Source organism: Oryzomicrobium sp. (assembly GCF_036820405.1).
Taxonomy (GTDB): Bacteria; Pseudomonadota; Gammaproteobacteria; order Burkholderiales; family Rhodocyclaceae; genus Oryzomicrobium.
Map to the genome: position 1 here is coordinate 20,509 of NZ_DAISLS010000016.1, position 25,977 is coordinate 46,485.

At 66.2% G+C, this 25,977-nt stretch carries 18 protein-coding genes, 1 tRNA gene and 1 pseudogene; 11 read left to right on the top strand and 9 right to left on the bottom strand.

Annotated features, from left to right (window positions below; translation table 11 throughout):
• Window positions 1–22: 22 nt before the first annotated feature.
• Entirely contained in the window at window positions 23–364 is a 342-nt protein-coding gene (gene sugE, locus V7Z98_RS15585; protein WP_293264592.1) for a quaternary ammonium compound efflux SMR transporter SugE, read from the bottom strand.
• Between the two features lie 299 nt (window positions 365–663).
• On the opposite strand from sugE, the gene V7Z98_RS15590 reads away from it, so the two are divergent.
• Window positions 664–2,868, top strand: coding sequence for a putative bifunctional diguanylate cyclase/phosphodiesterase (locus V7Z98_RS15590; RefSeq protein WP_334158997.1), 2,205 nt, complete (start codon window positions 664–666; stop codon window positions 2,866–2,868).
• Window positions 2,869–2,984: 116 nt separating this feature from the next.
• On the opposite strand, the pseudogene V7Z98_RS17910 reads toward V7Z98_RS15590, so the two are convergent.
• The 3 genes and pseudogenes from V7Z98_RS17910 to V7Z98_RS15610 all read right to left on the bottom strand — a co-directional run bounded on the left by V7Z98_RS17910 (window position 2,985) and on the right by V7Z98_RS15610 (window position 6,469).
• A pseudogene (locus tag V7Z98_RS17910) lies at window positions 2,985–5,002 on the bottom strand (autotransporter outer membrane beta-barrel domain-containing protein).
• 694 nt (window positions 5,003–5,696) lie between these two features.
• Window positions 5,697–5,787: transfer RNA gene (locus V7Z98_RS15605), tRNA-Ser, on the bottom strand.
• Between the two features lie 67 nt (window positions 5,788–5,854).
• Window positions 5,855–6,469: a TetR family transcriptional regulator gene (locus tag V7Z98_RS15610; RefSeq protein WP_293264598.1), complete on the bottom strand. Its 615-nt coding sequence runs from the start codon at window positions 6,467–6,469 to the stop codon at window positions 5,855–5,857.
• Between the two features lie 98 nt (window positions 6,470–6,567).
• Between V7Z98_RS15610 and V7Z98_RS15615 the strand changes: the two genes are divergently transcribed.
• The 3 genes from V7Z98_RS15615 to V7Z98_RS15625 are packed head-to-tail and all read left to right on the top strand — an operon-like array spanning window position 6,568 to window position 12,461.
• Window positions 6,568–7,782: an efflux RND transporter periplasmic adaptor subunit gene (locus V7Z98_RS15615; RefSeq protein WP_334159000.1), complete on the top strand. Its 1,215-nt coding sequence runs from the start codon at window positions 6,568–6,570 to the stop codon at window positions 7,780–7,782.
• 27 nt (window positions 7,783–7,809) lie between these two features.
• Complete coding sequence (locus V7Z98_RS15620; RefSeq protein ID WP_334159001.1) at window positions 7,810–10,971, top strand: efflux RND transporter permease subunit; 3,162 nt, start codon at window positions 7,810–7,812, stop codon at window positions 10,969–10,971.
• Complete coding sequence (locus V7Z98_RS15625) at window positions 10,971–12,461, top strand: efflux transporter outer membrane subunit (RefSeq protein ID WP_334159002.1); 1,491 nt, start codon at window positions 10,971–10,973, stop codon at window positions 12,459–12,461. Before V7Z98_RS15620 ends, V7Z98_RS15625 begins: the two co-directional genes overlap by 1 nt.
• A 245-nt stretch (window positions 12,462–12,706) precedes the next feature.
• On the opposite strand, the gene V7Z98_RS15630 is transcribed toward V7Z98_RS15625, so the two are convergent.
• The gene (locus V7Z98_RS15630) at window positions 12,707–13,981 is read right to left on the bottom strand and encodes an HD-GYP domain-containing protein (RefSeq protein WP_334159003.1); all 1,275 of its coding nucleotides are present in this window, start codon (window positions 13,979–13,981) and stop codon (window positions 12,707–12,709) included.
• 190 nt (window positions 13,982–14,171) lie between these two features.
• On the opposite strand from V7Z98_RS15630, the gene V7Z98_RS15635 reads away from it, so the two are divergent.
• Together V7Z98_RS15635 and V7Z98_RS15640 are read left to right on the top strand one after the other, a co-directional pair.
• Window positions 14,172–15,857 (top strand): sensor histidine kinase, encoded by a 1,686-nt coding sequence (locus V7Z98_RS15635; protein ID WP_334159004.1) that lies wholly within the window; start codon window positions 14,172–14,174, stop codon window positions 15,855–15,857.
• The gene (locus tag V7Z98_RS15640; protein ID WP_293264610.1) at window positions 15,854–16,210 is read left to right on the top strand and encodes a response regulator; all 357 of its coding nucleotides are present in this window, start codon (window positions 15,854–15,856) and stop codon (window positions 16,208–16,210) included. Before V7Z98_RS15635 ends, V7Z98_RS15640 begins: the two co-directional genes overlap by 4 nt.
• A 6-nt stretch (window positions 16,211–16,216) precedes the next feature.
• On the opposite strand, the gene V7Z98_RS15645 is transcribed toward V7Z98_RS15640, so the two are convergent.
• Genes V7Z98_RS15645 through V7Z98_RS15655 form a run of 3 tightly spaced genes read right to left on the bottom strand, consistent with a single transcriptional unit; the run spans window position 16,217 to window position 21,574 of the window.
• Entirely contained in the window at window positions 16,217–19,336 is a 3,120-nt protein-coding gene (locus V7Z98_RS15645; RefSeq protein WP_334159005.1) for a PAS domain S-box protein, read from the bottom strand.
• On the bottom strand, window positions 19,333–20,481 hold the full coding sequence (locus V7Z98_RS15650) for an FIST signal transduction protein (protein ID WP_293264614.1): 1,149 nt from the start codon (window positions 20,479–20,481) through the stop codon (window positions 19,333–19,335). Before V7Z98_RS15650 ends, V7Z98_RS15645 begins: the two co-directional genes overlap by 4 nt.
• A 34-nt stretch (window positions 20,482–20,515) precedes the next feature.
• Window positions 20,516–21,574 (bottom strand): response regulator, encoded by a 1,059-nt coding sequence (locus V7Z98_RS15655; protein WP_293264616.1) that lies wholly within the window; start codon window positions 21,572–21,574, stop codon window positions 20,516–20,518.
• Between the two features lie 359 nt (window positions 21,575–21,933).
• Between V7Z98_RS15655 and V7Z98_RS15660 the strand changes: the two genes are divergently transcribed.
• From V7Z98_RS15660 to V7Z98_RS15680, 5 genes are all read left to right on the top strand, one after another.
• Window positions 21,934–22,746, top strand: a complete 813-nt coding sequence (locus tag V7Z98_RS15660) for an EF-hand domain-containing protein (protein ID WP_334159006.1) — start codon at window positions 21,934–21,936, stop codon at window positions 22,744–22,746.
• 201 nt (window positions 22,747–22,947) lie between these two features.
• Window positions 22,948–23,421, top strand: coding sequence for a MarR family winged helix-turn-helix transcriptional regulator (locus tag V7Z98_RS15665; protein ID WP_334159007.1), 474 nt, complete (start codon window positions 22,948–22,950; stop codon window positions 23,419–23,421).
• Window positions 23,422–23,426: 5 nt separating this feature from the next.
• Complete coding sequence (locus V7Z98_RS15670) at window positions 23,427–23,960, top strand: cytochrome b (RefSeq protein ID WP_293264621.1); 534 nt, start codon at window positions 23,427–23,429, stop codon at window positions 23,958–23,960.
• 59 nt (window positions 23,961–24,019) lie between these two features.
• Window positions 24,020–24,607, top strand: a complete 588-nt coding sequence (locus V7Z98_RS15675; protein WP_334159008.1) for a YceI family protein — start codon at window positions 24,020–24,022, stop codon at window positions 24,605–24,607.
• Window positions 24,608–24,673: 66 nt separating this feature from the next.
• Window positions 24,674–25,243, top strand: a complete 570-nt coding sequence (locus V7Z98_RS15680) for a YceI family protein (protein ID WP_293264625.1) — start codon at window positions 24,674–24,676, stop codon at window positions 25,241–25,243.
• 117 nt (window positions 25,244–25,360) lie between these two features.
• On the opposite strand, the gene V7Z98_RS15685 is transcribed toward V7Z98_RS15680, so the two are convergent.
• Window positions 25,361–25,966: a 2'-5' RNA ligase family protein gene (locus tag V7Z98_RS15685; RefSeq protein ID WP_334159009.1), complete on the bottom strand. Its 606-nt coding sequence runs from the start codon at window positions 25,964–25,966 to the stop codon at window positions 25,361–25,363.
• Window positions 25,967–25,977: the final 11 nt, after the last annotated feature.

Here is a 25,977-nt window from a genome sequence, read left to right on the forward strand (position 1 = left end):
ACGCCCTTTCAGACGCCAGGTCTCAGCCGAACTTGAGGCCGAGCACCCCGCCGAGGATGAGGGCCACGCAGAGCATGCGCAGGACGGTCAGGGGTTCGCCGAACAGCAGGATGCCGAGCAGCACCGTGCCCGCCGCCCCCAGACCGGTCCACACCGCATAGGCGGTGCCGATCGGCAGGGTACGGGCAGCCCAGCCCAGTAGAATCACGCTGACGGCCATGGCCGCCAGGGTCAGGACGGAAGGCGCCAGGCGGGTGAACCCGTCGGTGTACTTGAGGCCGATGGCCCAGGCCACCTCGCACAGGGCGGCCGCCACCAGCACGGTCCAGGCCATGGGAATGGAAAGCAGGGGGAGAAACGACATGGGGACAATCCTCACACGGGGCCGTCCCCAGACGATCAGCACGCTCCGGGCCGTCCCGGAGGCCGGAGGCGCGGCGGACCCGCCCTCCTCAGGCCCATGCCGAAAAATGCCGGCAGCGCCGTCCATGGTGAAGGCAATGGATGCGACGCCAATCGAGGCTGGACCTGCCCGGGAATGCTAGCCGAAATTCGCCCGGCATTTGGTGACGGACTGTGCCAAACTGGCCCCATCGGGCCGAACCGGCCGGTCCGCTCCCATGACGGGAGCGTTCTCAGAACGAAGAACATGCGGCGCCACCCATGACCACCAGCCCACCCGATTCCCTCACCGCTGCCACCTGCGCGGCCGGCCGCCCCTCTTCCCGCCTGCCCTGGCCCCTGCTCACCGGCCTGGCCCTGGTGCTGCTGGCGCTCTGGCTGCTGCCCCTGGAAGGGGTCAAGCGCAGCCACGGCCTCTTTCCTCTGGCGCTGCATACCGTCTCCGAAATCTTCGCGGTGATCGTGGCCATGCTGGTGTTCGCCGTGGCCTGGAACGCCTACGCCCGGGAGCGGGCCGGCAACATCCTGATTCTGGCCTGCGCCTTTCTCGGCGTGGGTCTGCTCGATTTCGGCCATGCCCTCTCCTACCAGGGCATGCCAGACCTGGTCACTCCCGCCTCCCCGGGCAAGGCCATCGACTTTTGGCTCACCGCCCGCCTGCTGGCGGCCCTGGCCCTGCTGACCGCCGCCCTGCGGCCGTGGACGCCGCTGCGCCGCAGCGAATCCCGCTACCGCCTGTTGGCCGGCGTGCTTGCGGCCACCGGTGCCGTGTTCGTCCTGCAACTGTACTGGCCCGAGGTCTGGCCCCTCACCTTCGTCCCCGGCCAGGGCCTGACCCCGTTCAAGGTCGGCGCCGAGTTCGGCATCATCGCCATCCTGGCCCTGGCGGCCTGGCGCTTCCACCGCCTGCACCGGGCCAAGGCTCCCTGCGATGCAGCCAACCTGTTCGCTGCCTGCCTGATCGGCATCCTGAGCGAACTGTGCTTCACCCTGTACACCAATGTGTACGACCTGTTCAGCCTGGTCGGCCACCTGTACAAGATCGTCGCCTACCTGTTCATCTACCGGGCGATCTTCGTCGCCAGCGTGCGCGAGCCCTACCGGCGCCTCGAAGTCGCCATCGCCGAGCGCCAGGCGGCGGAAAACCGGGTCGAGTACCTGGCCTACCACGACGCCCTGACCGGCCTGCCCAACCGCATGCTGCTCCAGGACCGGCTCGAACAGGCCATGGTCTGGGCCGGCCGGAGCGGCACCAAGGTGGCCCTGCTGTTCCTGGACCTGGACAACTTCAAGGCGATCAACGATTCCCTCGGCCACTCGGCCAGCGACGACCTGCTCAAGACCCTGGCAGCCAAACTGAAGGCCAGCCTGCACAACACCGACACCATCAGCCGCCAGAGCGGCGACGAGTTCGTGATGGTTCTGTCCGGCCTCGACAACCGCGAGGACTGCACGCCCCCCCTGGCCCAGATCATGGAGGGCATCCAGGCCCCGATCCTCTTGGGCGATACCGAAATCGCCCTGTCGGCCTCCATCGGCATCGCCCTCTACCCGGACGACGGCCAGACTTTCGACGCCCTGCTGCAAAAGGCCGAAACCGCCATGTACACCGCCAAGGAGGCGGGACGCAACGCCTACCGGTTCTTCGACGAATCCATGAGCACCGAGGCGGTCGCCAACCTGGCCCTGCGCAACGGCCTGCGCCGGGCCTTGGAACAAAAGCAGTTCGTGCTGCATTACCAGCCCCAGATCGACTTGGCCAGCGGCGCGGTGATCGGCGTCGAAGCCCTGATCCGCTGGCAGCACCCGGACCTGGGCCTGCTCGCCCCAGGCCGCTTCATCGCCGTGGCCGAGGACAGCGGCCTGATCGTACCCATGGGCGAATGGGTCATCGAAGAAGCCTGCCGCCAGGGCGCCCGCTGGCGGCGCGCCGGGCTGCCGCCCCTGGTCGTGGCGGTCAACCTCTCGGCCATCCAGTTCCGCCGCGGCAACGTGGAGCAGACGGTGATGCGCGCCCTGGAGGCCTCGGGCCTACCCCCGGAATGGCTGGAGTTGGAACTGACCGAGTCGATCCTGCTCCAGGGCACCGACAGCGTGTTCGCCATCGTGCGCGAACTCAAGCGCCACGGCGTCAAGTTCTCCATCGACGACTTCGGCACCGGCTACTCCAGCCTGTCCTACCTGAAGCGTTTCGCGGTGGACAAGCTGAAGATCGACCAATCCTTCGTCCGCGACCTGACCCCGGATTCCGACGACGCCGCCATCATCCGCGCCATCGTCCAGATGGCCCATAGCCTGGGCCTGCGCACCATCGCCGAAGGCGTCGAAACCGAAGACACCCTGGAACTGCTGCGCCACTTCGGCTGCGACGAGGCCCAGGGCTACCACTTCGCCCGCCCCATGCCGGCGGAGGCCATAAACGCCTACCTGGCAAAAAACCACCCGCCCGTGGCCATGAGCGCCTAAGCACGAGGCAAGTGGGATAACCCCATGAAAAAAGCCCTTGGGATTGCCAAGGGCTTTTTTCTGCGGGAATGAAACAGGGCGCCGCCAGGAAACGGCGGTGCCGAGCAAATGCGCGGCTAGAACATCCAGAGTGCCTTGAGGGATGCGGTCTGGTTGAGGAACCCCTGGCGCACGTCGGCATCGTAGCGAAGATTGATTTCCGTGCCGCCGTCGGTGGTATAGGCGTACCCCACGCCCCCCCGCAGGGACCAGGGCTGAGGCTTCGCACCGGTGGCGATGAAGGTCGTATCGGGGACGGAGGCAAAGGCCGCAACCAGATTGTCCCGTTTGGCCAGCGCATCGTAGGCAATGCCGGCATTGGCGCTGAGGCTGCTGCGCTTGTCCAGCCGGTAGCCCAGCTTGGTATCCACGCCGAGCAACAGTTGCTCGGCGGTACGCCCCTGAACGGACAGGTTGAGCGGGCCGGCGCCGGATTCCTGATAGCCCTCGTCCCGGACGCGGGCGTAGTCGGCGCGTAGCGAGGGGGTCAGCGTGGTCCGCGCCCCAAGGGCAATGGTGCGTGACAGGGCCGTTCCCAGGTACAGGGTCGTGCTGTCGTAGCGAGCGCTGGCGATGTCGCCGACGAAAGCGACGTTGCGCGTGCTTTTGTTGTTGTTTCTGCCCGCTCCCAGTTGGAAGCGGAGGTCGGTGCTTTCATCCAGGGCCAGATTCCCGTAAGCGGCCAACTGGAATAAGGAAATCTTGGCGCTTTGGGGCGCCATGCTGGCGTTGCTGTTCACGTTGGCCTGTGCGTACGAGAATGCGCCCCCAGGCGTAGGGAGTCGCTGACCATGCGGTCAGTGCCGATGGTCATGCCGCTGGTCTCGGCACTGAAGCCGGAAATACTTTCCCGGTCATTCTGATGGGCCCAGGAACCGAAGAACTTCATCCATACCTGCCTCCCCACGGCATCGTCGCCGGAAGCCAGGCCGCGCTGGGCGTCGAGACGGGATTGCACGACCCGGCTGATGTCCCCCATGACGCTGTGTGCTACCCGGGCGCCGGCACCGTTGAACAGCGGGAGGCTCTGGGAAATGGCAGTGTTGATGTGCCGGTCGGTGATGAGATTGGCACCGTCGAAGATGGCACCGAGTGTTGCGTTGTTTTCGATCAACCGCCCGACAGAGACTGCTGTGCTGTTGCCCTGAGCCCGGGCCGGATCGGAGTAGCGCGTGGGTGAGATGGTCTGCAATACCAGGTCCCAGGTGCGGCCATCCCCATTGCGGTCCACCAACTTGTACTTGATGCCGCTGATGGCTTCCAGGTTGGTGATGTTCAGCCGCTGATCGGCGGTGATCACTCCCGCGTAGGTGCCGGTGACGTAGCTGGTGTTGGGGGCGATACGCAAGCCGTAGGTATTCAGGTTATAGGCACCGAGGTATTTGAACTGGATGGTGCCGAAACTGCCGGGGGTGCTGAAGTAGGTGAAGTACCGGGTGGGAATGGTGCCGGCTTCCAGATAGATGCCATCGTAGTAGCCGCCAAGGGTCAGGCCGGATTGGGCATTGATGAGGTTTTCAATGGTGCCGCCACCGTTGCCGCCCGTAATGATATTGAGGTCCGGGTGTAGGACAGAGGAAGCCATGGTCCCCAGATTGACGACGGTGCCGATGCTGGCGAAGCCGGATACCTGCACCCCGGTACGCATGTGGCCCAGGTTGATGAAGGTTTCCATCCGGCTCGATCCGGCAACGTTGACGCTGCTCATTTCGCCGTAATTAGTCAGTGAGTTCCAGGTGACGCGATTGGCCAGGATTATGGAACTGACAGTCTGCCCCTCCCGGACGACAAGGGTGGGATCGGCACTACCGCCGACGTTGACGCCAGGCCCGTTGTAGCCGACCCACATGGTGCCGCCGGTCCAGTCGATGGAAGTGTCGGCGGTGCAGGAGGCGTCAATGTAGTCGCGGGTGTTCCAAGAGGTGGGGCAAGCTGCGGCCCGGGCATTCGAGGTGTTCAGCGTGCACAACAGAATGGCGGTGGTGCATACGGCATGGGCGGTCTGGCGCAGGAGGGCGTGCGTCATCATGGCAATAAGAATGGGTTGGCAAAGGGTTTCCGAGGCGATGGGCGGGCACTGCCCTGCGGGGGCCATCGAATGCCGGCAATCGGCCTGGAAGCGGCAATACGGGCGGCATATTAAACGACATCGGCGTAATTAATCAGTGTGGATTGCCGAAACATAACCCGCGCACCGTCGAGAGCCGCAGGCGATGGTGGGGTGGCCTGCACCACCATATGAACATCCTGCAAAAGGCACCACCTACTCTGCCAAGGAGCCCCGGTAAGGCAGACCTTCATCAAGCCGGGGAAGAGCGGCATCCCGTGCGGCGGCGGTGCCAGATGATGACGGCAGCGCGTCCGGGCGGTTACTGCGCTTGGCACGCCGAGCCGTTTCCACCCGGGGCAAAGGCAACCAATGGCTCTTGGGACTGATCAGACAGTCGTGGTGGGAAAGCGATGGGTTTGATGGCTGACGCAAGATCGCCATGGACTTGCGTGACCTGAGGGGGGCCGTGGCAGGTACCGGGCCTATCGGCCGATGCAGATTGATGGGCTATGCCCTTAGCCGGACCATTGGGCCATCGTCGGCGTCAGAGCCACTACGGCAAGCCGGCGGTCATCGCCAAGAATCGGCTGGGAGGACACGCCGATCCAGAAATACCCAATCCATTCTGGGTCACCGGCATCACCGGGACAACCAATCCAGTAACCGGGCCCGGGTGAGTCAAACGCCCGAAAAGCAAAAGGCCCGTAAGTTGTTTTGCAACTTACGGGCCTTTTAATCTTGGCGGAGAGGGCGGGATTCGAACCCGCGTTAGGGTATTACCCTAAACACGCTTTCCAGGCGTGCGACTTAAACCACTCATCCACCTCTCCGTGTGGAAGGCGCGCATAGTAGCAAACTTCCCGGATTAGTCAAAGCCTTTTGTCGAGTCTGGCCGCTTTACCGGCGGCGCAACGCGATGTGGGTGCGGATCATGGCCGGCACTTCGGTGCGCAGCCGGTCGCCGGGCTGGCTGGAGAGCCAGTTGTTGAACACGCCGGAGGTGAAGGAAATGGTATCGAGCGCCAGGGCCTCGGGGCTCATGCCTTCGCGCAGGGTGCCCTTTTCCCGGGCACGGGCATAAGCGATCTCGAGCTTGCCAAGGAACTCCAGGCAGGGGCCGTTCACTTCATGCAGTACGGGGGCGAATTCGTCCACGTACTCGCAGCGCAGGGACATGATCTCGAAGATCTGGCGCAGTTCCTCCGACTCTTCGAGAACGCGGAAGAAGGCCAGCATGGACTGTTCCACGGCGTCGAGGGGATCGGCGAAATCCTCGGATAGAACGAGCCGGTCGGCCGGTTCGATCAGGGTGTGGGAATGCTCGCGCATGGCCGTGAACAGCTCGGCCTTGTTGGCAAAATGCCAATATACTGCCCCACGCGTCACGCCAGCGGCTTGGGCGACTTTTTCGAGGGAAGACCGGATCACGCCGTGGGCGTGGAACACCTGCCGTGCAGCATCGATGATCTGCTGGCGCGTCCGTTCGGCTTCGGCTTTGGTTTTGCGGGCCATGGCTACCTGTAAAAATTTACAAAACGGATGCTGGGTGCAATTTACATACAACCATGGCTGTATATAATAGCACCGTTACGCCTCCAACGGAGAATTCCATGCAAGACCATAAGAACTCGTGGATCGCCCGCCAAACCCTGCGGGTTGGGGTACTGGCCGTTACCGCGGCCTTGGCCGTCGCCTGTTCCAAATCAGGAACCGAGGCCGGCGCCGGGGGCGGCATGCCCCCGGGCGGACTGCCGGTGACAGTGCTCGAAGTCCAACCCCAGAACCTCCCGGTGTCCGTCGAAGTCACCGCCCAGACCGAAGGCGCCAAGGAAACCGAAGTGCGCGCCCGGGTGGGCGGCATCCTGCTCAAGCGGCTCTACCAGGAAGGTGCCCCGGTCAAGGCCGGCCAGCCCCTCTTCCAGATCGACCCGGCCCCCTATGAAATCGCCCTGGCCGACGCCAAGGCCAAGGCCGACCAGGCCGCCCGGGAAGAAGCCCGCCTCAAGGGCCTGATCGGCCAGCAGGCAGTGAGCCAGAAGGAATACGACGATGCCGCGTCCAACCACGCCATCGCCCAGGCCAACCTGCGCCAGGCCCAGCTGAACCTGTCGTGGACCACCGTCACCGCCCCTGTCGCCGGCGTTTCCGGCCGGGCGGTGAAGTCGGACGGCAACCTGATCAACACCAGCGACGCCAGCCTGCTCACCTCCATCTTCCAGACCAACCCGATGTGGGTGCGCTTCGGCCTCTCCGAGTCCGACGTCGCCGCCCTGCCCGGCGGCCAGGTCAAGCCCGGCACGGTCACCGGCGTCCAGCTGATCCTGCCCGACGGCACCGTCTACGAGAAGCAGGGCAAGATCAACTTCCTCGCCTCCAATATCGACACCACCCTGGGCACCCAACAGCTACGCGCCGAATTCGACAACGCCGACGGCAAGCTGCTGCCCGGCCAGTTCGTCCGAGTGCGCCTGCTCACCGGCAACCGGGAAGGCGTCTTCCTGGTGCCCCAGGCCGCCGTCCTGCAAACCGAGCAAGCCCGCCTGGTGATGGTGGTGGACGCCGAGAGCAAGGTCGCCCCGCGTCCGGTACAGACCGCCGAATGGCGCGGCAAGGACTGGGTCATCACCGGCGGCCTGAAGGCCGGCGACAAGGTGATCGTGGATAACCTGATGAAGGCCCGCCCAGGCACCCCGGTGGCCCCCCACGGTCCCCAGGCCGAGCAAGGCCCCGCCGCGGGCAAGGGCGCCGCGGCGCCAGCCGCCAAGGCTCCCGCCGCCGACGAGGCCAAGACGCCTGCCCAGCCTGCCGCCCAAGGCAAGCAGTAAGCAGCGCGAGAAAGGGAATCGACCCTCATGTCACGCTTTTTCATCAATAGGCCGATCTTCGCCTCGGTCATCTCGATCATCATCGTCATCGCGGGCATCATGGCCGCCCGCGGGTTGCCGATTGCCCAGTACCCGGAAATCGCGCCGCCGACGGTGATCATTTCCGCCTCCTATCCCGGCGCTTCCGCCGAGACCCTGACCAAGACCGTGGCCGGCCCCATCGAGGAGCAGCTGTCGGGGATTGAAAACCTGATGTACTTCAATTCCACCGCCTCGGCCAACGGCACCCTGACCATCACCGCCAACTTCGAGGTCGGCACCGACATCGACATGGCCACGGTGAACGTCAACAACCGGGTCAAGATCGCCGAGCCGCGCCTGCCGGACGTGGTGCGCCAGTTCGGCGTGACCGTGGCCAAGCGCTCCAACGACATCCTGCTGGTGGCCACCGTCACCTCGCCGGACAACAGCCGCACCCTGCTCTTTCTGTCCAACTACGCCCTGGTCAACATTCTCGATGACCTGAAGCGCATCCCCGGCGTGGGCGACGCGCAAATCTTCGGCGCCCTGGACTACTCGATGCGGATCTGGCTGCTGCCCGACCGGATGGCCCAACTGGGGGTGACCACCACCGAGATCGCCAATGCCATCGCCGCGCAGAACAAGCAGAACGCCGCCGGCAAGATCGGCCAGGAACCCGCCCCCACCGGCCAGCAGCTGGTCTATACGGTGACCGCCAAGGGACGCCTGACCACCCCGGAAGAGTTCGGCAACATCGTTGTCCGCGCCGACGGCCCCAAGGGCGCCCTGTACCTGAAGGACGTGGCGCGCGTGGAACTGGGCGCCCAGAACTACGACGCCTCCACCACCCTGCTCGGCAAGCCGGTGATCGGCGTCAGCATCTTCCTGCAATCCGGCGCCAACGCCCTGGACGTGGCCGAGAAGGTGAAGAAGCGCATGGAGGAACTGAAGGAAAAGTTCCCCAGCGGCATGGACTACGTGATCCCCTTCGACACCACCAAGTTCGTCCAGGCCTCGATCAATGAGGTGGTCCACACCCTGATCGAAGCCCTGGTCCTGGTGGCCGTGGTGGTGTTCGTCTTCCTGCAGAACTGGCGCGCCACCCTGATTCCCCTGGTGGCCGTGCCCGTCTCCCTGATCGGTACCTTCGCCGGCCTGTGGCTGTTCGGCTTCTCCATCAACACCCTGACCCTGTTCGCCATGGTGCTGGCCATCGGTATCGTGGTGGACGACGCCATCGTGGTGCTGGAAAACGTCGAGCGCCTCATCTGGGAAGAGAAGATGAAGCCCAAGGAGGCGGCCATCGAAGCCATGCGCGAGGTCTCCAGCGCCGTGGTGGCCATCGTCCTGGTGCTGTGCGCGGTGTTCATCCCGGTGGCCTTCCTCGGCGGCATCGCCGGCAAGCTGTACCAGCAGTTCGCCGTGACCGTGGCCATCTCGGTGACCATCTCCGGCGTCGTGGCCCTGACCCTGACCCCGGCCCTGTGCGCCCTGCTGCTCAAGGAAAAGCACGAGGAAGTGCCCTTCTTCAAGCCCTTCAACCGGGCTTTCGAGCGGCTCACCAAGAGCTACACCACCACGGTCAACAAAACCCTGCACCACCGCATCATCGGCACCGTGGCCTGCGTGATCATCGTCGGCGGCAGCGTCTTCATGTTCCGCGCCGTTCCCGGCGGCTTCGTGCCGGCGGAAGACCAGGGCTACCTGATCAGCGCCCTGATGCTGCCCGACGGCGCCAGCCTGCAGCGCACCCGCACCACCGGCGAGCAGTTCCAGACCATGATCAAGCAGGACGACTCGGTCGATAAGGTCTTCGTCATCGCCGGTAACGACATCATCGGCGGCGGCATGAAGTCCAACGCCGGTACCGTGTTCATCCCGCTCAAGGATTGGAAGGAACGGACCGAGGTGGCCGACGACCTGGCCAAGAAGTTCACCGGCATGGGCATGATGCTGCCGGACGGCCTGGGCATCGTGTTCAACCCGCCCGCCATCCGCGGCCTGGGTTCCGCCGGCGGCTTCGAGGCCTATATCCAGGCCCGGGGCGATTCCAGCCCGCAAAAGCTGGCCGGCGTGATCCAGCAGTTCATGGACGCCCTGAAGAAGCGCCCCGAGCTGACCGGCATCAACACCTTCTTCCGCCCCACCTCGCCGCAGATCTACGTTGAGGTCAACGAGTCCAAGGCCATCTCGATGGGTATTTCGGTGAGCGACGTCTACCAGACGCTGCAAGCCGCCATCGGCACCCTGTACGTGAACGACTTCAACCTGAACGGCCGCACCTACCGGGTCCAGCTCCAGTCCGACGCCGCCTACCGCGCCAAGCCGGAGGATCTGGGCAAGGTCTATGTGCGCGCCAACAGCGGCGCCGCGGTGCCCATCTCGGCCCTGATCAAGGTCAAGTCGGTAGTGGGTCCGGAGCAGCTGGAACGCTTCAACGGCTTCCTCGCCGCCAAGGTGATGGGCAACTCCCAGCCCAACATCAGTACCGGCGACGCCATCCGCATCGTCGAGGAAGTGGCCAAGGAAACCCTGCCCGCGGGCTACGAACTGGCCTGGACCGGCCAGGCCTTCCAGGAAAAGCGCACCGGCACCACCTCCGCCGTGGCTTTCGGCTTCGGCATCATCATGGTGTTCCTGATCCTGGCGGCCCAGTACGAAAAGTGGACCCTGCCCCTGGCGGTGATCATGGCCGTGCCCTTCGCTCTGTTCGGCGCTCTGGCGGCGGTGATGATCCGCGGCATGCCCAACGACATCTACTTCCAGATCGGCCTGGTGGTGCTGATCGGCCTGGCGGCGAAGAACGCGATCCTGATCGTCGAATTCGCCGCCCAGAAACGGGCCGAGGGCATGGGCGTGCTGGAGGCCGCCGAAGAAGGCGCCCGCCTGCGCTTCCGCCCCATCGTCATGACCTCCATGGCCTTCATCCTGGGCGTGTTCCCCCTGGTCAAGGCTACCGGCGCCGGCGCCGCAGCCCGCAAGTCCATGGGTACCGGCGTGTTCGGCGGGATGCTGGCGGCGACCTTCATCGCCACCATCTTCATCCCCATGTTCTTCAGCTGGCTGTCCCGAGGCAAGATGCGCCGCCCCGCCGGCCACCACCCCCATCATCAACTGGAAGCCGACGAGGCCAAGCCGACCGAGGCCTCCGACAAGGAGGGCCAGTAATGCAACGCCCTGAACTGAAAACCCTGGCCGCCACCCTCTCCGCCGCCCTGCTGCTGGCGGGGTGCGCGGTGGGCCCCGACTACCGGCGTCCCGACAGCACCCTGCCGGACCGCTTCAGCGAATCCGACGCGGTGCCGCTGGCGCGCTCCGCCGCCGTGCAGCAGGAATGGTGGAAGCTGTTCCAGGACCCGACCCTCGACGGCCTGATGGACAAGGCCTTCCAGTACAACACCGACCTGCTGCTGGCGGTGGCGCGGCTGGAAGAGAGCGAGGGCCTGGTGCGCGAGGCCCGCGCCGCCTTCTTCCCGGAAATCGGTGCCCAGGCCAACAGCGTCCGCACCCGGGCCAGCGGGGTCACCTACTCCCCCATCCCCGCGGGCATGGACCCGGTCTACACCGACCACAAGGCGGTGCTCAACACCTCCTTCGAGCTCGACGTGTGGGGCAAGCTGCGCCGCGCCAGCGAGGCGGCCCGGGCCCAGGCCCTGGCCAACCGCTACAACCGCGACACGGTGCAACTCACCCTGGCCGGCCAGGTGGCCCAGGCCTACCTCAGCCTGCGCACCTACGACGCCCAGCTGGTCGCCGCCCGGGAAACCCTGAAGAGCCGCGAAGAGGCCCTGGACATCGCCCGCAGCCGCCAGCGCGGCGGCCTGGCCTCGGCTCTGGACGTGCAGCAGGCGGAAACCAACCGGGCCGCCATCCAGGCCCAGATGTCCACCCTGCGCCGCCAGCGCGCCCTGTCCCTGCACCTGCTCGCCCTGCTCACCGGCGTGGGCGACCTGGCGATTGGCGAGGGTGACCTGCGCGTCCTGCCCCAGCCGCCGGTGCCCCCCGCCGGGTTGCCCTCCACCCTGCTGGAGGCGCGCCCCGACCTGCGCCAGGCGGAGGAACTGCTGGTGTCGGCCAACGCCCAGATCGGCGTGGCCAAGGCCGCCCTGTTCCCCACCATTTCGCTCACCGGCCTCTTCGGCAGCGAAAGCGAGACCCTGTCCAACCTGTTCACCTCGCCGGGCCGCATCTGGTCCTACGGCGCCGGGGTGAACATGCCGATCTTCGCCGCCGGCAAGTACATGGCCCGGCTCGACCAGGCCACGGCGCGGCAGAAGCAGGCGGTGGCGACTTACCAGAAGGCGGTGCAGAGCGCCTTCAAGGAGGTCAACGACGCCCTGATCAACCTGCGCGAAGCCGGCGAGAACGAGTCCGCCCAGCAGACCCGCTACGACGCCGCGAAGAAGTCCCTGGACCTGGCCCAGCTGCGCTACAAGTCGGGCTACTCGCCCTTCCTGGAAGTGCTCGACGCCCAGCGCACTTCCAATGACGCCCAGGTGGACCTGATCTCGGCCCGCCAGGCGCGCCTGAGCGCCACGGTGGACCTGTTCAAGGCTCTCGGCGGCGGCTGGCAGGACGGCACCCCGCGCAATCCGGAGGCCCAGCCCCCGGCACCGGTGGCGGCCAACGCCACCGCGCCGGGCAAGCCAGCCAACTGAGCGCAAGCGCAACGAAAAAGCCCCGCCAACCCGGCGGGGCTTTTTTCATGGGGCAACCGCAAGGATGTCGGGAAGGCTGCGACGGCCACCTGATGCAAACCCCGCGCCAGTAGGGCATCTCCGGGCAGCCCCCTTCAAACGCCAAGCCAGGCGCGGATCTCCAGGCCACCATGCTCGAACGCCGCGACTGGCGCGGCGTTCCGGGCTGCGGTACTAACGGCGTGGCGACGCCGCCCCGACTCGGATCAGGCCGAACCTTCCACGTAGTAATCGACCCGTCCCCGGGGCGCCAAGTATTCCACCACCGCCAGGGGCAGGCTGGCCGGGCTGACCACCGCTTCGATCGCCAGTTCGGCCTCCTTCAGGTCCATCACCAGGGCCTCGCTGCGCGGAATTTCGGCGTCGTGGAGCATCACCGTGGGCGACAGCAGCCGGGCCGGATCGGTCTCGATCACCAGACCGGTGGCGCCGTTGGACAGGGCCACGAAGCTGCCCGGCGGATAGACTCCCATGGTCTTGATGAAGCGCTGCAACAGGTCCGGGTCGAAGTGGGCCGCCTCTTTCTTGAACAGCTGGGCCAGGGCCTCCGCCGGGGTCAGGGCGCGCTTGACGTCGTAGGGGTTGCACAGGTTGTCGTAGCGGTTGGCGATGGCCACCACCCGGGCCAGGCGGGGGATGCGCTCGCCGGCCAGCTTGTTGGGAAAACCCGTGCCGTCCCAGCGCTCGTGGTGGCAGGCAATCACGTTCTTGGCCGCTACCGACAGGTTGCGCGCCCCGGCCACGGCCTTGATGCCGTAGCCGATGTGGGCCCGGTAGAACTCCTCCTCCGGCGGCGTGCGCTGGGGAGTGCGCAGGATGCGCGGCGGAATCTCGCCCTTGCCCGCGTCGTGGAGCAGCGCCCCCAGGCCGGCCTGGCGCATTTCCTCGGCGGTCAGCCCCACGGCCTTGCCAAGCAGCAGGGTCAGCACCATGACGTTGAGGGAATGGAAGGCCAGGCCACTGTCCCGGCTTTTCTGGTTGACCAGGTGGATGGCCACGCTGGGGGCATCCATCAGCCCATCCACCACTCGCCCCACCAGGGCCGAGGCGTCGCCGTGGGCATCCGCCGGCCGGGCGGCGAAGGTGCGCAGGATGTCGGCGATGGACGCCGCCTCGCTCTCGTATTCCCGCTCCCGCCGGGCGAACACGTCCCGCTGGGCGCGCACCCGCTCGATGCGGCGTTGTTTCTCGTCGAGCATGCCGGCCAGGGCGGCGGCAGCAAAATCCATGTCCTCCTCGCCCGCCCCCTCACCCGCGCCGTTTTCCCCCCTGGCCGTGACCGGCAGGGGTTCGGCGGTGCTGCGGGCCGGGTCCCAGGTGACCTCGGTCAGGCCCAGGCCGTGCAATACCTGGATTTGCTTGTCGCTGACGATGCGAAAGGCGTTGAGCAGGAAGGGATGGTGAATCCAGCCCAGATCCCCCAGGGAAATGAAGACACCGGGCTGGAGCCGGTCGATGGCAAGACGGGGCAAAGCGGACATGACGATCAAAAAGTCAGGGGGCGGACAGGCAGCACAGCAATCGGTGCGCCCGGCAGGAAAATGCCGAATTCCTCACGGCATTTTGGCGGCATTTTTCATTACCATAGCGCAACATGGCATGCCTTGCTTCTAGTGCCCGCATCCTATCGCCCTCTATCTGACCGCCCGCTGATTCCGCCCCCACCGGCGCATGTCCACCACCCACCTCGCCGCCCCGACCGCCCGCCAGAACCGGACGCGCATCCCGCGCCTGATCTGGGGCTTCGCCATCCTGCTGCTGGTGCTGCTGTGGACGGCCATCCTCTACAAAGTCACCAGCGAGAAGCAGCTGGAAATCGCGGACATCAACCAGACCAACATCAACCTGGCCCGTTCCCTCGAAGAGCACACCCTGCGCACCCTGAAGAGCGTGGACCAGGCGGTGCTGTTCCTCAAGTTTCAGTACGAGCGCAATCACGGCAAGGTGGACATTCAGGACTATGCCCATGAAGGGATGATCATCACCACCCTGTTCAACCAGCTGGGGGTGATCGACGAGCACGGCATGTACATCCTGTCCAACATCCCCAACCACAAGGTCATGGACCTGTCGGACCGGGAGCACTTCCTGGTGCACAAGAAAGCGGACACCAACCAGCTGTTCATCAGCAAGCCCGTCCTGGGCCGTGCCTCGGGCAAGTGGTCGATCCAGATGACCCGGCGCATCAACAAGCCCGACGGCAGCTTCGGTGGTGTGGTGGTGGTATCGGTGGACCCCTACTACTTCACCGGCCTCTACGGCGACGTGAATCTGGGCAAGGACGGCGTGATCGCCCTGGTGGGCCTGGACGGCGTGGTGCGCGCCCGCAAGTCCGGCGAAAACGCCGACGTGGGCCAGAACATCGGCGATTCCGCCGTATTCAAGCTACTGGCCGATGCCAACCAGGGTATCTACGAGCGTGCCAGCAAGATCGACCACATCAACCGCTTTCTCGCCTTTCGCCGCCTGCCCGACTATCCGCTGGTGGTGATCGTCGGCGTCAGCGCCGACGAAGCCCTGGGCGATTTTTACGCCCGTCGTCAGTCCTATATCGCCTTCGCCATCGTGATGACTCTGCTCATCCTGGCCTTCGCCATCTCTTCCTCTCGCCTGCTCAACCAGCTCAACCGAAGCCGGGAAGAGGCCGAAGAGGCCAACCGGCTCAAGTCCGAGTTCCTCGCCTCCATGTCCCACGAGCTGCGCACGCCGCTCAACGGCATCATCGGCTATGCCGAACTGCTGCAGGATTCGGTGGACGACCAATCGCTGCAAGGTTTTGCCGGCACCATCCTGGACAGCGGCAACCACCTGCTCGGGCTGGTCAATTCGATCCTCGATCAATCCAAGATCGAAGCCGGACGGCTCGAACTCTTTCCCAGCGACGTGGACTGCCGGGCCCTGCTGCAACAGATCTACCTGGCCCACCTGCCCACTGCCCAGCAGAAGGGGCTGGAGTTCGAGTTGGCGGTGGACGACGACGCGCCGCCCACCCTGCGCTGCGACAATTCCCGCCTGATGCAGGTACTCAACAACCTGGTGCACAACGCCCTCAAGTTCACCGACCAGGGTCGGGTCGAACTGCGCGCACGGCGCGCCCCCGGAGGCATCCGCTTCTCGGTCATCGACACCGGGCCGGGGATCGCGCCGGAGCATCACGGCATCATCTTCGAGAAATTCCGCCAGGCCGAAACCTTCATCACCCGCAAGCACGGCGGGACCGGCCTCGGCCTGTCCCTGTCGCGCCAGCTGGTCGAACTGATGGGCGGCCGCCTCGAACTGCACTCGGCCCTGGGCCAGGGCAGCGAGTTCTATTTCACCCTCGGCGACCTGCCCGCCGGGAAGGATTCTTCATCATGAAAGTACTGGTAGTCGACGACCAAGACGTCAACCGCATGCTGCCCAGCGCCATCCTGCGCAAGCTGGGCGTGGACGTGGAAGAGGCCTCCTGCGGCCAGGAGGCCTTGGACAAGATGCGCCAGAACCCGGACATCCGGCACGTGCTGCTCGACGTGAGCATGCCGGACATGAGCGGCACCGAGGTCTGCCAGACCCTGCGCAAGGAACGGGACGGCGAGGGCCTGCACATCGTCGCTTACACCGCCCACGCCTTCCCCGGCGAAAAGGTCCAGATCATGGAAGCCGGCTTCAGCGAACTCCTGATCAAGCCAATCACCCGGGACGCCCTGATTCGCGCCCTGGGCATCGACTGATCCGCCTCAGGCGGACGAAACCGCCAGAAATTCCCTCAGGGCCGAGCAGAAGCGTTCCAGTTCGGCCGCCAGTTCCTCGACCCGGGCCGGATCGGCCATCCCTGCCGCCGCCGCCTCCTCCAGGGCTGCCGCTTGGCGCACCACCGCCCCGTTGCCGAAATTGGCCACACTACCCTTGATGGTGTGGGCCACCCGGGACAGGGTCTTCCAATCGCTGGCGGCCAGGGCCGCCTTCAAGGCCGCCGTATCCCTGGGTGCCTGGTCGAGGAACACGTCGCCGATGATGGAAAGGATGTCCGCATCCATCTGGCCGAGCAGGCGGGCGTAATTCTCGGGCCGCGCACCCTGAATGGGTATGCCCCCCCTCCCGACCTCCTCACCCGCAATGCCCGCCAGCACGGCCAGCAGGTCGTCCCGGGTGAGGGGCTTGCCCAGGTAGCCATCCAGCCCGGCCGCATTGCCGGCCTCCCGATCAATATCCTCCGCCGCCGCAGACAGGGCATAGACGGGCACCCGCCCCCTGCCAGCCTCGGCTTCGGCCGCCCGGATGCGGGCCGTGGCCTCAAGCCCGCCCAGGCAGGGCATCTGCACGTCCATCAGCACCAGGTCCGGCGCCTCGTCCGCAGCCCAGGCGGCCAGGGTCTTGTTCACCGCCTCTTCGCCGTTCTCGGCCAGGGTCACCCGATGCCCCAGCCGTTCGAGCAAATTGGTGATGAGGCGTTGGTTGACGGGATGGTCCTCAGCCACCAGGACGTGCAATGCCCGGACGGGCCGGGTTCCGGACTCCTCGCCGCCGATCCAGCGGACCAGCGCCCGGCCGAGTTCACCCGCGGTAGCCGGACGGGCCAGGGCCAGGGGCGCGCCCCACTCGCGCAGTTCGCCCCCCGACGGCGCGGAAGGCCGACTGAGCAGGATCACCGCCTCGGGCGCCACGCCCGCCGCCGTGAGGGTGGCGGCCAGGGGCTGGCCCAGGGCCAGGGGCAGGTCCACGTCCAGCACGCATAGATCGAAAGGCAGGGCGCCGCCGCCCCCCTCCCCGCGGGTGGCCAGGCGCAGGAGATCGGCATCGCTGCCGGCCCACAGGCTCTCCGCTCCCCAGCGGGCGAGATGCCCCTGGAGAATGCGGGCCTGATCGGGGTGGTGCACCGCTACCAGGGCGCGCAACCCATCCGGCAGATCCGGCGTTTCGAGGGTGCCAGGCAGGCAATGGGCCTGGACGGTGAACCGGAAGGTGCTGCCGTTGCCCACCTGGCTCTCCACCCAGATGCGGCCCCCCATCAGCTCCACGAGGCGGCTACAGATCGTCAGCCCCAGGCCGGTGCCACCATAGTTGCGGGTGGTGGAGGAATCTTCCTGGGCGAAGGGTTCGAAAATCAGCTGGCATTTCTCTGCGGCAATGCCGACCCCCGAATCGCGCACGGCGAAATGCAGCCGTACGGCATCGCCTTCACGGCACTCCGTCGTCACCGTCAGGACCACCTCACCCCGCTCGGTGAACTTGACGGCGTTGCTGAGCAGATTGAGCAGGATCTGGCGCAGCCGCCCCGGGTCCCCGAGCAGGCGGGCGGGCACGTCGGGAGCCACGTCCACCAGCAGCTCCAGCCCCTTCTGCTCGGCGCGCAGGGCCACGGTGCGCAGGGCGTCGGCCACCACCGGGTCCAGGTCGAAGGGAATGGACTCCACGTCCAGCTTGCCGGCCTCGATCTTGGAAAAATCGAGGATGTCGTTGATCACCGTGAGCAGGGAATCGGCGGAACGCTTCACCGCCTCCAGGTATTCGCGCTGCTCGGCATCCAGCTCCGTATCCAGGGTCAGTTCGGTCATGCCGATGATGCCATTCATCGGCGTGCGGATTTCGTGGCTCATGTTAGCCAGGAAGTCGCTCTTGATCCGGTTGGCGGCCTCCGCCGCCTCCTTGGCCTGGAGGATTTCGCTCTCCCAGCGCTTGCGCTCGGAAATGTCGATGATGGTCCCGACCATGCCCCGGGAACTGCCGTCCGGGTTGGTCAGGGGCGCCTTGCTGTAAAAGGCGTGGCGCTTCGTACCCTGGCGGGTGACCACCTCGGTTTCGTAGCTCTGGTGCTGGCGGGTGCGCATCAGCTCCAGATCGCGGCTGGCGTGGAACTCGGCCAGTTCGGGGGGCAACAGGTCGTACACGTGGCGGCCGATCCATTCGCTGCGTTCGAGGCCGAAGAATTCCTCGAACGCCTTGTTGAAGCCGAGATAGCGCCCTTCCGTGTCCTTGAAGTAGATCGGCACCGGGATATTTTCGACCAGCTCCTGAGTGAAGTGGAGCTGGGCATCGAGCTTTTCCTCAACCGCGATGCGGGAAGTGATGTCGTTGCGAATCGCCACGTACTGGTAAGGCCGGCCCATGCCGTCGAGAAAGGGCACGATGGTGGCGGTCACCCAATAGCGGCTACCATCCTTGGCCCGGTTGCAGATGTCGCCGCGCCACACCCGGCCGGACGAAATCGTCTTCCACAATTCGGTGAAGAACTTTCTGGGATGGCGGCCGGAATTGAGGATGCGGTGATTCTGGCCGAGCATTTCGGCCCGGCTGTAGCCGCTGATTTCCACGAACCTGTCGTTGGCATAGAGGATGGTGCCATCCACGTCGGTGATGCTGACGATGGCGTGCTGGTCCAGGGCCGACTTCTGCTGCTCCAGACTGGAAAGCGCGTCGCGCAATTGCTTCTGGTTGGCCTCCCGCTCCATCACCAAGTCGGAAAGCAGCTGGGTCAGCGCCTCCAGGCTGCCGTCCAGGGCGCTGATAGCGGGCAGCCCGGTCTGGCGCAGCATGTGGTTGGCGATTTCGCGCAGGGAATCGATGGTCTCCTGACGCGCCGCCAGATCTTGAGCCAGGCGGGCGTTGGCCGCGGTCAGCTCGGCCGAGCTGATCTCCAGGCTGCGGGTGCGCAGCGCCAAGTCCCGGTCGCTTTGTTCGTAGGCCTGCTCCACCGCCTCGAACAGGCTGGAAAGGCCCGCCAGTGCCACCGCGCTGCCGGCCTCCACATCGGGCCGGGCCGCCACCTTGAGCAATTCTTCCTGGATGGCGGCAAGCTGCTCCGGGCTGTCGATGCCGAGAAAGCGCTTGAGCTGGCGGGACAGCAGGCGGTGGGTCATGCTTCGCCGATCAGGGTAACGGTCATGGTCTGGTTGTGCAGTTGGCAGCAGCCCCCGGGCTCGCTCGGGCTGATCTCGCCGTAGGAATAGAAACCGCCGAGGACCGTGCCGGGGCCGAGGACGTCGGCCACCGCCTCCACCTCTTCGTCCACCCGCCCTCCCATCACCAGCTTGCGCCCGACGCAGCTGACCAGCAGGGCGAAGCGGGGAGCGGTGCCGTCGGGCAGTTGTTCCCGGGCCTGGCCGGCCGCCTGCTCGGCCCCGTCCACCAGGGCGTCGGTCTTGGCATGCATGAGTTTGAGATAGCCCTGGGAGTCGATCTCGCCAGCCAGGATCAGGCTGCCGGCGGCCTCGTCCACCCCCAGGATGGTCCGGATCAGCCCCAGGTCGGTCTGGTCGTTGCGGGCCATGGAGAACGGAAAGAGCAGGCCCGAGGCCGGCAGGTCCCGGGCGTACTCGCCCAGGTAGCGTTTGTAGATGGCCAAGGCCGGCTCGCCGTCCAGTTCATAGAGGATGTTGCCCTCGCAGCGGGTCACCCGGCGGGCCGGGCCGAAAGACTCCCAGCCCCCCGCCGAACCGTGGCAGAGCCGGACGGCCTCGCCATACAGGCCGATGGCGACCACGCCGCTGGAATCGCAGCCCGCCGAGGACAGGACCCAGGTCTGGCGGAAGGCGCCGCCATCGCCGGCCAGGCCGCCGCTGATCGGCACCTGGTCGCCGACCGCCGAAGCCAGGCCCGCCACCAGGGAGCTGCCGTTGACCGCCACGCCGGGGCCGAACAAGAGGACGCCGCGCAGTTCAGGGTCGGCCAACGATTGGCCCACCCGCTGACCGGCGGCGAACGAATCGGCCATGTCGGCCAGGTGGGTGGCGGACTGGCGCACCCGGCCTTTGCCGAAATGCAGGGCGGTCAGGACGCCGCTGTTTTCCACCACCAGCCGATCACCGACGATCTCGCCGGCGGTACTGCAACCGGCCAGGCTGGCCTTGGGAAAGGCCTGGGCGAGCCGGTCGCGGAGCCCGGGCTGGGCGATGAATCCTGGCGCGCCGAAGGCCAGCACCAGATCGGGCTGGATGGCCTGCAACGCGGCGAGTCCGGCATCGAGCGAATCACCGTCCTGAAAAACCCACTGGCGAATGTCCATGGCTGATAGTCCCGAAAAAAAGCAGTGACCCCATTCAGGCGGCCGGGTTCGCGTCCTCGTCCTGGAAGCGCGCATGAATGGCCAGCACCGCGGGCCAGTCGGCAAAAAAGGCGGCAACGCAGTCCGGATCGAAATGCCGGCCGGCCGATTCCTTCAGGTAGTCGCTGGCCCGCTCCAGGGACCAGGCCGTCTTGTAGGGCCGCGCCGAGGTCAGGGCGTCGAATACGTCGGCCACGGCGACGATGCGCCCGTAGAGGGGAATGTCCGCTCCGGCCAGCCCGCGCGGATAGCCACTGCCGTCGAATTTCTCGTGGTGGGTCAGGGCGATGCTGGCCGCCGCCTTGAGGATCGGCGAGTTGCTGCGGGAGAGGATTTCGTAGCCCTTCAGGGCATGCTGCTTCATCACGTCGAACTCGGCCGCATCCAGGCGCCCGGGCTTGAGCAGGATGTAGTCGGGAGTGCCCACCTTGCCCATGTCGTGCATCGGCGCCGCCTCCAGGATCAGGTGCTGCTCCTCTTCGGGCAGCCCCAGGTTGCGGGCGATCAGTTGCGAGTAGTGGGCCATGCGCAGGATGTGGGCGCCGGTTTCCGGGTCCCGGTATTCCGCCGCCTGGGCCAGGCAGAGGATGGTTTCCCGCTCCCGCTCCACCAGGACGGCGGTAGCCTTGGCCACCTCGTCGGCCAGCCAGGCGGCCCGGTCGGCCATGTAGCGCTGGCCGCGCCGCAGGGTGCACATGTTGCGCACCCGGGCGAGGAATTCGTGCTTGTCGATGGGCTTGGTGAGGAAGTCGGTGGCCCCCTCATCCAGGGCCCGGTAGCGCACGTCCTTCTGCTCGTTGGCGGTGACCATGATTACCGGCACCTCGGCCATGTCCGGAATGGCGCGGAACTGGCGGATGAATTCCAGCCCGTCGGGGGCCGGCATCATGTAATCGACCACCACCACGTCGACCGGCTCCCGGCTGCACCACTCCAGGGCCTCGGCGGAGGCGAGGAAAGGCCGCGGCACGGCCCCTTCGATGCGTCCTACCAGCGCCCGGAACAGGGTCAGATTGATTTCCGAATCATCGACGATCACCACATTGAGCGTCACGGCGCACTCCCTTGGCACGATGTTCTAATTATGCGGCCGCCCCGGACCGGCGCCTGTGCGGAAATTCCTCTGCCCCGGGGGATTTCCTCCCCGTCCGCAACCGCCCCACTCCGCTCCGCTGCGCCGACCGGCAGGCCGTCCCAATCAGCATAGCCTAACCGCAAAAGCTGACCGGCAGCGGCGGCAGGGGGCCGCGGCAAGCCCGCCATGCCCCGCGATGAATTGCGCCGCTACGCCCGACCCCATGTATCGGTTTTAGTACCAAGCGCACACGGGGGCGATACAGGGGGCTGGAAGACTGGCAACGCCCGCCGTGCGTCCGCATGGCGGACATCATCCCATTTGCAAGGAGTGAAGCCATGATTAGCGGAGTCAGTAGCGGCAGTTACGCTTCCTACGCGCTCTCCGGCAGCAGCGGGCGGAGCGCTCAGGAGGCGGCGAAGCTGCAAGAAAAGCTGTTCGCCAAGGCCGACACCAACGGCGACGGCAGCATCGACAAGACCGAGCTGTCGTCCCTGTTGCAGAGCGATTCGTCGTCCGGCAGCCCGAGCAGCGACATCGATTCCCTGTTTTCAGCCCTGGACAGCGACGGCAGCGGCAGCGTTTCCAAAGACGAAACCTCGACCGCCATCAGCAAGGTCCTGGAGCAGTTGCAGAGCCAGTTCGCCGCTGGCATGGGCGGCGGCCCCGGAGGGCCTGGCGGTCCCGGAGGCCCGGGCGGCGGCGATCCGTCCCAGATGTTCTCGAACGCCGACAGCGACGGCGATGGCTCGATCAGCAAGAGCGAGCTGACCAGCCTGCTCCAGAGCCAGTCCGGCGATGGCAGCGACGTCTCGTCCCTGGTGGACGACATCCTCAGCCGGGACGACAGCGACAACAGCGGCTCGATCAGCCTGAACGAGTTCACCTCGGCCCTGGAAAAAGGCCAAGGCAGCCAGGGCGGTCCGGCCGGCGCCGGCAACCCGCCGCCTCCGCCTCCCGGTGGCGCGGGCGGCGGCTCGTCCGGCACCTCGGCCGCGTCAGCGTCCTCCAGCGACAGCAGCACGTCGTCGTCCAGTGCCTCCAGCTCGGATCAGCTCAACGCCTTCCTCACCGCCCTGCTGCAGCAATACCGCAGCAACAGCGGCAGCCTGGCCGACACCCTGGCGAGCAGCCTCAGCGTCACGGCCTGAGCAACGCCGGCGCCCCCCTACCCCCGCGCCGGAATCCCATCCGGCGCCTTGACGGCCTCCCCTGCGGAGGCCGCTTTTTCGTGGGTGCCCCCCCATCCGCCCGACGCTCGCATGTTCTACGGCGGCGGTTGACAATTAGTTCTAACTCGAACAATATTGGTTCTAGTTAGAACTAATTAGCCGATCCACTGCCTCATCTTTATGCCCCGCGAAGCCTATCTGACCACCCTTGCCGCCCTGGTGCGCTGCTACCAGGCCTTCGAGGCCTTTTCCGGCAGCCACGTACGCGCCCTGGGGCTGACCCCGCCCCAGTTCGACATCATCGCCACCCTGGGCAACACCCAGGGCATGACCTTCCGCGAGCTGGGGGAACGGACCCTGATCACCAAGGGCACCCTGACCGGGGTGGTGGACCGCCTCGAAGAGCGCTGCCTGGTGCGCCGAGTAGGCTTGGAATCGGACCGCCGGTGCACCCGGGTCGAACTGACGCCGGAAGGCCATGCCCTGTTCCAGCGCATCTTCCCCGCCCACATGGACTATTGCCGTCCGGCCTTCGAGCGTCTTTCTCCGGCCGAACGTGCCCAACTCGACGCGGGCCTGGACGCCCTGCGCCGTGCCTTCACCGACCACCAGACGGCCAACCAGGCCGCAACCGACCCCGCCCCCACCGAGTAACAACAATGACCCCAGACCGCTACACCCGCACCGCCGTCCTGCTCCACTGGCTCGTCGCCCTGCTGATCTTCGCCGCCTTCCCCCTGGGCGTGTACATGGCCGATCTGCCCTTCTCGCCGACCAAGCTACAGCTTTACTCGTACCACAAGTGGATCGGCATCACCGTGTTGCTGCTGGTGGCCGTGCGCCTGGCCTGGCGGGCCACCCACGCCGCCCCGGCGGCCGCTCCCGCCCCCCGCTGGCAGCAGGCGGCGGCCGCCGCCACGCACCATCTGCTCTATGTGCTGATGGTGGCCGTGCCCCTGACCGGCTGGCTGATGAGCTCGGCCAAGGGCTTCCAGACCGTCTGGTTCGGCGTGCTGCCCCTGCCTGACTTGGTGGCCAAGGACAAGGCCCTGGGCGACCTGCTGCAAACCGTGCACAAGCTGCTCAACTTCACCCTGCTGGCCCTGGTGGCCGTCCACATCGGCGCCGCCCTCAAGCACCACTTCATCGACAAGGATGGCCTGCTCAGCCGCATGAGCTTCAAGCGGGCGTAACCTGCCACCACGCCCCCTCGTCCCGCCACGCCCCCCCTCCCCTACCCCAGGAGAACCTCATGAAACAACGCCGCATCCCCGCCCGCCTCGCCTTTACTGGCCTCATCGCCTTGGCAGCCCTGGGCAGCGCCCAGGCCGCCGAATTCACCCAGGTGGCCAGCGACAAGAGCCAGATCACCTTCGTCAGCAAGCAGATGAACGTGCCGGTGGACGGCCGCTTCAAGCACTTCGCCGCCCAGGTCAAGTTCGACCCGGCCAAGCCCGAAGCCGGCCAGGCCCGCATCGAGGTGGATCTGGCCAGCATCGACACCGGCAACAGCGAAGCCGACGGCGAGGTGAAGGGCAAGTCCTGGTTCAACACCTCCGCCTTCCCCAAGGCCGTGTTCACCGCCAGCAGCGTCAAGAAACTCGCCGACGGCCGCTTCGAAGCCCGGGGCCCCCTGTCCATCAAGGGCATCAGCCGCGACGTGGTGGCCGTGTTCGCCGTACGCAACGAGGGCGCCGGCGCCTGGTTCGACGGTGGCTTCACCCTGCAACGCCTGCCCTACAAGATCGGCGAGGGCTCCTGGTCCGACACCTCGGTGGTGGCCGACGACGTGCAGGTCAAATTCAAGTTCTACGCCACCGCCGGTGGCGCCAAGAAGTAAGCCGCAGTCCCCTAAAAAGCCGTAATCCCCCTCCCCTGCCTTACAACACAACGGAGATAGACCACGATGAAACGCAGCCTGATCGCCCTGGCCCTCGGTGCCACCCTGAGCGCTTCCGCCTTCGCCGCCCCCGAGACCTACGTCCTCGACACCAGCCACACCTTCTCCCGCTTCTCCTACAGCCACTTCGGCTACTCCACCCAGCTGTCCCGCTTCGACAAGACCAGCGGCACCGTGGTGTTCGACAAGCAGGCCCGTACCGGCGCGGTGGACGTGACCATCGACATGAAGTCGGTGAGCACCGGCATGCCCCTGTTCAACGAGCACATCCAGGGCCCGGACTTCCTCGACACCGCCAAGTACCCCACCGCCACCTTCAAATCCACCGCGGTGAAGTTTGACGGCGACAAGCCGGTGTCCGTGGACGGCAACCTGACCATCAAGGGCGTGACCAAGCCGGTGACCCTGACCATCACCTCCTTCCAGGCCATGCCGCACCCGATGCTCAAGAAGGACGCCATCGGCGCCAACGCCACCACCGTGGTCAAGCGTTCCGAATTCAACGCCGGCAAGTACGCTCCCCACGTGGGCGACGACGTGACCATCAGCATCGCCCTCGAAGCGATCAAGCAGTAAGGGCCACGCCTCCTGCCCGCCGGCGCCGCCAGGCACCAGCCATGAAAAACCCCGCCTCGAAGGCGGGGTTTTTTCGTTGCATACCGTGGAAAGACACGAGGGGCCAGACGCGAACGATCAGCCGCCGGCCCCCAGAACGAAGGATTCGCGCCGTTCCAGCAGTCCGCCATGGTCCCGGGCCGGATAAACCGCCAGGTCGATGCGCCGTACCGGCAAGCGCACGGGGGCATCGTCGGCAAAGCCCGCCAGGCGCCGGGCCACTTCGTCCTTGACGAAGGCGTCCCGGTACAGGCCCACGGTCAGGTGGGGAACATAGGCCTCTTCCCGGCACACCTCGTCGCGCCCGGCAGCCAGGGCGGCACGCAAGGGCGCCAGGCAACCGTCCGGGTCCCGCACGTCGAGAAAGGCCGCCGAGTCGAAACTGGCCAGGCCGCCCACCTCCAGTTCGAAGGGCCCGACGCCAGCCCGGGCCAGGGCCTGGCGCTGCCGCGCCAGCATGGCCGGGGTGAAATCGTCGTTCCAGGTCGCCGCCTCGGCGAGAAAGCCGCAGACGAACACGGTGACGTGGGGCTGGCGTTGGGCATCGGCGAGCAGCCCGCCCAGGTGCGCCCGGGCCTGGGCCACCCGATCGCGCAGGGGGGCGAGGTCGGCATCGATCAGCCACACCGCGTAGCGGTCACGGCCCCGGTGCCATTCCGGATAGTCCCGGGGCTCGAAGGCCAAGGTGCGGGGCC

Excerpts from the sequence above, each read along its gene's own strand:
- V7Z98_RS15625 (WP_334159002.1), top strand. The coding sequence starts at position 10,971 with ATGCAACGCCCTGAACTGAAAACCCTGGCCGCCACCCTCTCCGCCGCC.
- V7Z98_RS15680 (WP_293264625.1), top strand. The coding sequence starts at position 24,674 with ATGAAACGCAGCCTGATCGCCCTGGCCCTCGGTGCCACCCTGAGCGCT.
- V7Z98_RS15670 (WP_293264621.1), top strand. The coding sequence starts at position 23,427 with ATGACCCCAGACCGCTACACCCGCACCGCCGTCCTGCTCCACTGGCTC.
- V7Z98_RS15630 (WP_334159003.1), bottom strand. The coding sequence starts at position 13,981 with ATGTCCGCTTTGCCCCGTCTTGCCATCGACCGGCTCCAGCCCGGTGTC.
- V7Z98_RS15645 (WP_334159005.1), bottom strand. The coding sequence starts at position 19,336 with ATGACCCACCGCCTGCTGTCCCGCCAGCTCAAGCGCTTTCTCGGCATC.
- V7Z98_RS15610 (WP_293264598.1), bottom strand. The coding sequence starts at position 6,469 with ATGGCCCGCAAAACCAAAGCCGAAGCCGAACGGACGCGCCAGCAGATC.
- V7Z98_RS15675 (WP_334159008.1), top strand. The coding sequence starts at position 24,020 with ATGAAACAACGCCGCATCCCCGCCCGCCTCGCCTTTACTGGCCTCATC.
- V7Z98_RS15590 (WP_334158997.1), top strand. The coding sequence starts at position 664 with ATGACCACCAGCCCACCCGATTCCCTCACCGCTGCCACCTGCGCGGCC.
- V7Z98_RS15635 (WP_334159004.1), top strand. The coding sequence starts at position 14,172 with ATGTCCACCACCCACCTCGCCGCCCCGACCGCCCGCCAGAACCGGACG.
- V7Z98_RS15615 (WP_334159000.1), top strand. The coding sequence starts at position 6,568 with ATGCAAGACCATAAGAACTCGTGGATCGCCCGCCAAACCCTGCGGGTT.
- V7Z98_RS15660 (WP_334159006.1), top strand. The coding sequence starts at position 21,934 with ATGATTAGCGGAGTCAGTAGCGGCAGTTACGCTTCCTACGCGCTCTCC.
- sugE (WP_293264592.1), bottom strand. The coding sequence starts at position 364 with ATGTCGTTTCTCCCCCTGCTTTCCATTCCCATGGCCTGGACCGTGCTG.
- V7Z98_RS15665 (WP_334159007.1), top strand. The coding sequence starts at position 22,948 with ATGCCCCGCGAAGCCTATCTGACCACCCTTGCCGCCCTGGTGCGCTGC.
- V7Z98_RS15640 (WP_293264610.1), top strand. The coding sequence starts at position 15,854 with ATGAAAGTACTGGTAGTCGACGACCAAGACGTCAACCGCATGCTGCCC.
- V7Z98_RS15650 (WP_293264614.1), bottom strand. The coding sequence starts at position 20,481 with ATGGACATTCGCCAGTGGGTTTTTCAGGACGGTGATTCGCTCGATGCC.
- V7Z98_RS15620 (WP_334159001.1), top strand. The coding sequence starts at position 7,810 with ATGTCACGCTTTTTCATCAATAGGCCGATCTTCGCCTCGGTCATCTCG.